We start from the raw sequence: 5,157 nt of genomic DNA on the forward strand, positions 1-5,157 counted from the left end.
AACAAGGGCGCGGCCTGGGGTGAGATCGTCATCCCCGCGCCGGATGAAGCAGAAGAAGATGAAGAAGAATCCGGCGTGCTTAGCATCGAGGTGCCGGAGGAACCACCCAGCGAACCGCCTTCCACGTCGGGTAAGTCGGAACCCGCCTCACAGCCCACGAACACCCCCGAGCCGCCCAAGGTCGAATTATTTAGCGGGGAGAGCAGCGGCACAGGGGAAAGCAGCGACGCGGGTAATATTGGCGCCGAGGAGATCTCACCCCCGGAGGATTCGAGCAACCTGCATGTGGGCGCGGCGGCCAAGTTTAATCAATCGCAGATCGCCCTGGAGAAAGAACGGGCGCAGAAAGCGGCACAGGCCAGCTGGGAAGCCGAACAGGAGGCCGCACGAGCCGAGGCGGAAGCCGCGGCGTTGGTGGAAGCATCAGCGCAGGATGTGCAGACCAATCAGACGGCGTTGTCGGCGGCAGTCCAGGCCATGAAGTTTGTGGGCGGTTGGCCAATTGAAAAAATGCAGCAAATCCGAGCAGCCTACGATAAGCGAACGCTTGAAAGAACCCATTCGTCGACGGGGTTACCTTCCTCACTGGCGATCAATACCGTGGCGGCTTCCGGTTATATCGGTTTGAGCGGAGCCGCAGTGACCAGCGCGCTCCCGCGAGCCGTCGAATACGCTTCCAGCTACAGCACGAGTATGCTCAATCCGGGCAACATTCAAATCCCCAATCCCGCTTATGTCGGCTACATGCACGAGCCGCTCTGGGCATATACAAACAATGCCAACCCGGTAAGCGTGATACAAAATGGGTGGGCGAGTCTCGGACCAATCGGTTCGCAATGGGATGGGGTTCTACAAGGCCCCGGCCGGGCGGCGACGGACGTGCAGGTAAAAGCTGTGGTCCCTGAAGGGTACTCGAAGGTCAATCAAGCCGGCCGCGTCGTTCCTCGTCCCCAGACAACCTACATGAATACCGTTCAAGGGCATGGGCAGACGGCAAGTGGATATGGTTCCAACCAACGAATGCTTGTCACGAGCGAGGCGGCGGAGGATCTGGGAGCACGGGTCGGCAACACGTCCCAAGGCGGCAGCAGCGGAGTCAGCTACTCCGAATCGGAGAATTTCGCCCAGCAAACCGGAAGCGTATCTCAGGGAATCAAACCCTCGCAGATGACCGGTTGGCGGTTTCAACTCTGGCGCGAACCGGGATTTTGGCGGGCGGCCAATTCTCTGGCGACGAAAGCAGCAGCCAGGGCCGGTGCTGTCGGTGCGGTTATTACGGGAGGGCTTTCCACGGTCTTCAACGTGACTGCCTACCGTAGGGGCGAAATCGACGGGGCCCAGGCTAGCGCCAATGTTCTCACCGATACCGGCATCGGTGCTGTGTCTGGTCTGGCCGCTGGATGGGCCGGTGCGATGGCCGGAGCGGCCGTGGGCAGCGTGGTGCCGGGATTTGGAACGGTCATCGGCGGCGTGACCGGTTTTATCGCGGGAATGGCCGTGGGCTATGGAGTTTCGAGCGCACTGAATACCATCACAGAACCCCTGCGCACCAAGGTGGCAGACGGAATCCGGGCCTGGCAGGGGATTGCAGAGAATGCGGGCGAGATCGCGAGCAAGGTCGGCGATAAAATCGGGGAAGCGGTTTCGAGCGCCGTTGAAAACGTGAAAGAAGCAGGTCGAGAAGCGATCGAATCCGTCGGTAATTTCTTCTCCGGATTGTTTGGAGGGTAAACGTGGGGATAATACAAATTGGCGCGATCGCTGGGGCACTGCTCGGCGTCGTGATTGCATGGATCGTGTACCGTCGAAAGATCGGCAAGGAGAATGATTGATCATGCCCAAAATGGACGTAACCTTCTATGACACGTTCTATTTCTCGGCCGATCTGAGTAAGGTAAACGGATGGTGGAAAGAATCACGCTTGGAGCTCATGGACACATTCTCGCAGATCGGCGCGCAGAAATCCCCAACGACCTCTGCTAAACCCTACGTGAGTAAGTTGTTGAAAGTCTTTCCCGACGGGCACACGGTCGCGGCGCTCCTGAAGAAAGCGAAATACGTTCCGGACTCCGTTTCGCTTGCGGCATACAGCACTGATTTACGATCGGATATCGCCGCGCGGGGGAGTTCCCCATCCTCCAAAACGATCAAGAACGTGCGAAATTTGATCGAACTGTATCATTCCCTCGTCATGCTCACACGGCAGGGTCCGTTGCCGATTAGCATCGAGGGGATTGCCTACTTCAATACCGGCGATCGAAAGCCGACGCTGACTGAACACGTCAACGTCTTCGATGCTTTGTTTGGCTGGGACGGTGGAAGATATTTCGCCTACTCCGAAGATCCCCCGGCTTTCGAAGTGAGCGAATGTCTCCCGCCCAGTTTTGCCCAGCTTCAAGAAGCGGTCGATTACTGCCGATCCGGACGATCCACGAACGGATTGCTGGTTTTGAATCGATCGGTGTGGCTCAAACACTTGCGGGTTTTGAAAAGCAATCCGCAGCATTGGAAGGCAATCATGGCCGACCGATTCGACGGCCCACATTATTCCAGGCTGCTCGATCTGCTCGAGTATGCCACAGAAAAAGACCTGGACGTCATCGCCATCCGGCGCCACGACATCGGGGCCAATCTGGATGATTTTGATTGAACATACGATAAGCGTTGATTTGCTGGTAATTTATAATAGCTTTTAGGGGAAAAGTCACCGGACTGTTCACGGAACTCAAAGCTTTATAATCCCATTATTCATTGTTCGACAAATGACCCGTACCCAAAAGCGCAGCTTCACAAACAATGGCCCTGGCGGCGAGACCAACACAAATTCTGCACCCAGGCTTTGAAGCTGATTGATCAGAGGCAGTCGAAAATTATTCAGGTACCAATCGGTGTTAGCTGAGAGAATTATCTTTATGTTTTCCTTCTGAATGCTTGTAGAGACTTCACCTATAGGTTTTCGCGTTGTCTCTCTTGTTTCACCTTGTTCCATGAAATGGCGTATATCACGGTAGACTGGAGATCTGAAGAAACGAAAGGAGCTCTGCAGGTGCCAAAGCAAGAATTTATTGATTCCTCGGCTTTGGTGTCGTCCTTCGTGGAAGATCCGAACGTTCGTGTCGACGCCGATTTTATAACCCGCCAACGTTGCCCGACTGCAGAAATCAACATCTTCGAAATACATACGAAACCTATCGTCGAAACCTCCGAGCTCTCGAAAAACATCCGCAGTCAACAACATGAAAGTCCCGGCGATCCAATCCGGATAGACAAGATCGCCACGCTCGAACTGTGTAGGCTGATCACGTTGACGCAGAATACGACGCAGGAAAAGGGTCCCCGGTGATGGCATATCTCGAAACGAATCTTGTGGCTGACCCATAGAATCCACAGCCAGTGGGGCAACAATATCACAGAAACCAGCCGCAATCTTTTCCAATAAAGTCAGAAACAAGGGCTCTACCCAACAAACGTCCGGATTAAGGATGCAAAAATAATCTCCACTCGCATGTTGAAATGCCTGATTCTGATTTCGTGCGAAGCCTTGAGATGAGCGGTTGACGATACGTTTAATAGGTGCACCAACCGCCTCTTCGTCGATTTCAACACTATCGCGAACATCTTCCGTGATTAGTATTTCACATTCAGAAAGCGATTCACATGCCGCCAAACTCGCCAACAAGCGGTTAACGAGCGCATTCTGCTCGTGGCTTACGATCGAGATCGAGATCATTCAGCTTCCCCCATCCTGCCGCGCAGGCCATCCAGTAATCCTCGCCAGATAGCGCGCAATTTCTCTAATCGGTTATCTTCCGTCAACAACATCCGGACCAACGTGTACCCGGAAGCAACGATCTCATACGTGAACCAATGCGGAAAACGAATGGCATACATTCGTATCATGACAATGCGATTTCGGCTGATAGTATACCAGCGCTGCGGAGGATGGAAGGTGGGATACAACCGCAACTTCCCTACTCGAACTTCCCGTCGATTTCCCAGAACATGATCCAGGTGGGCGTCGCAGGCGACGATGATCGTATAACCTTGGCTGAGTGCACGCAGACAATATTCGGTGTCTACATAATCCATGAAGAAATCTTCGCGATAGCCACCCAGTTCTTCAAAATACTTCAGGTTGATCATCGAGCCTGACGTGATCACCGTCGAGACGGATTCGAGAATGCCCGTATTGCAGTAAGCTCTCTCGTAGAACGGGCCGAAACGTGGGCGCAGGTAATACGTCGGCTTATCCAGCCTGCGATTGAAGATCCGAGGCGCCAGGATGGCAATGCATTCGGGATCCTTCGTCTGCGGATAAGCGTCGCAAAGCTGTGCGACCATACCGGCTGCTGGCCGGCTGTCTTGATCAAGAGTGATCGCCCATGGATAACCCAGTTCTATTGCGCGTTGCAAGCCTCGATTGAGTGCGGCGGCGATGCCAAGGTTTTGCGGATTACGGTATATTTCAATTCGTTTTGATTTATTCGAATCAATCCAGTGCAATTTTTCTGGTACGGAGTTATTATCGACGATGATGACATGTGGAACCATCGAAGAAAGGCTGGCAATATTGCTAGCAAGTTCCTTGGATGGATCATAGGTGACAAGAATCCCGCAGACACCCGAAGGATGAGGTGGTTTGCTTTCAAACATGGTGAGGTTTTTCCCACATCAGGCCGATCGGAGACAATTGTACATCGGGTTTGACATTAACCAAGCATGAATGGATTATTCGACAGCAAGTCTCCTTGCAATAATCCTACGAAGAAGTTCGATCCGACCTTCCGTCTTCTTCCTGAATTCAGGAGTAGGGTGCCTATAAGATAGGTTAGGGTTGAAATAAGGATCGCCAGCCGTTATCTGTGCCTTAAAATCTGCATACCCTTCGATCAAGTCGTTTGTGGGGATATATCTACCTCGGGATACACTTTCGTGATGAATTAAACGAGCGAAGGGCGTATACATGACCCGGTAACTATACTGTACGATACGAAGACATAAGTCAACGTCCCCGAAGGCCAATTGATAAGCTTCATTGTACCCGCCGACGTCGTCATAAACAGCCCGCGGCACCATCATGCAGGCGCCCGTAACAGCAAGATAATTCCGATACCACTCTGTCGAGCCAAATAACCCCTCTTCCCCTTCCCGCAAGCC

General features: G+C 53.1%; 5 protein-coding genes. 2 read left to right on the forward strand and 3 right to left on the reverse strand.

Annotation, left to right across the window (positions count from 1 at the left end):
* Positions 1 to 1,731, forward strand: a 1,731-nt coding sequence (locus P8Z34_16815) for a hypothetical protein (GenBank protein ID MEJ2552335.1), incomplete at its 5' end; no start/stop codon positions are given.
* Positions 1,732 to 1,834: 103 nt separating this feature from the next.
* A complete protein-coding gene (locus P8Z34_16820) occupies positions 1,835 to 2,650 on the forward strand; it encodes a hypothetical protein (protein MEJ2552336.1) in 816 nt (271 codons plus the stop codon).
* Between the two features lie 75 nt (positions 2,651 to 2,725).
* On the opposite strand, the gene P8Z34_16825 is transcribed toward P8Z34_16820, so the two are convergent.
* From P8Z34_16825 to P8Z34_16835, 3 genes are all read right to left on the reverse strand, one after another.
* Positions 2,726 to 3,730 carry a glycosyltransferase gene (locus tag P8Z34_16825; protein ID MEJ2552337.1) on the reverse strand — a complete coding sequence of 335 codons (1,005 nt, stop codon included), beginning with the start codon at positions 3,728 to 3,730 and terminating at the stop codon, positions 2,726 to 2,728.
* Positions 3,727 to 4,653 carry a glycosyltransferase family 2 protein gene (locus P8Z34_16830; GenBank protein MEJ2552338.1) on the reverse strand — a complete coding sequence of 309 codons (927 nt, stop codon included), beginning with the start codon at positions 4,651 to 4,653 and terminating at the stop codon, positions 3,727 to 3,729. The genes P8Z34_16825 and P8Z34_16830 overlap by 4 nt, the downstream gene beginning before the upstream one ends.
* Positions 4,654 to 4,728: 75 nt before the next feature.
* Positions 4,729 to 5,157: O-antigen biosynthesis protein (locus tag P8Z34_16835; protein MEJ2552339.1), on the reverse strand; the 429-nt coding region annotated here is incomplete at its 5' end.

Source organism: Anaerolineales bacterium (assembly GCA_037382465.1).
In the GTDB taxonomy this organism is placed as follows: domain Bacteria; phylum Chloroflexota; class Anaerolineae; order Anaerolineales; family E44-bin32; genus WVZH01.

Bases quoted from the DNA above. Each gene is read 5' to 3' on its own strand.
- P8Z34_16820 (MEJ2552336.1), top strand. From the start codon at position 1,835: ATGCCCAAAATGGACGTAACCTTCTATGACACGTTCTATTTCTCGGCC.
- P8Z34_16825 (MEJ2552337.1), bottom strand. From the start codon at position 3,730: ATGATCTCGATCTCGATCGTAAGCCACGAGCAGAATGCGCTCGTTAAC.
- P8Z34_16830 (MEJ2552338.1), bottom strand. From the start codon at position 4,653: ATGTTTGAAAGCAAACCACCTCATCCTTCGGGTGTCTGCGGGATTCTT.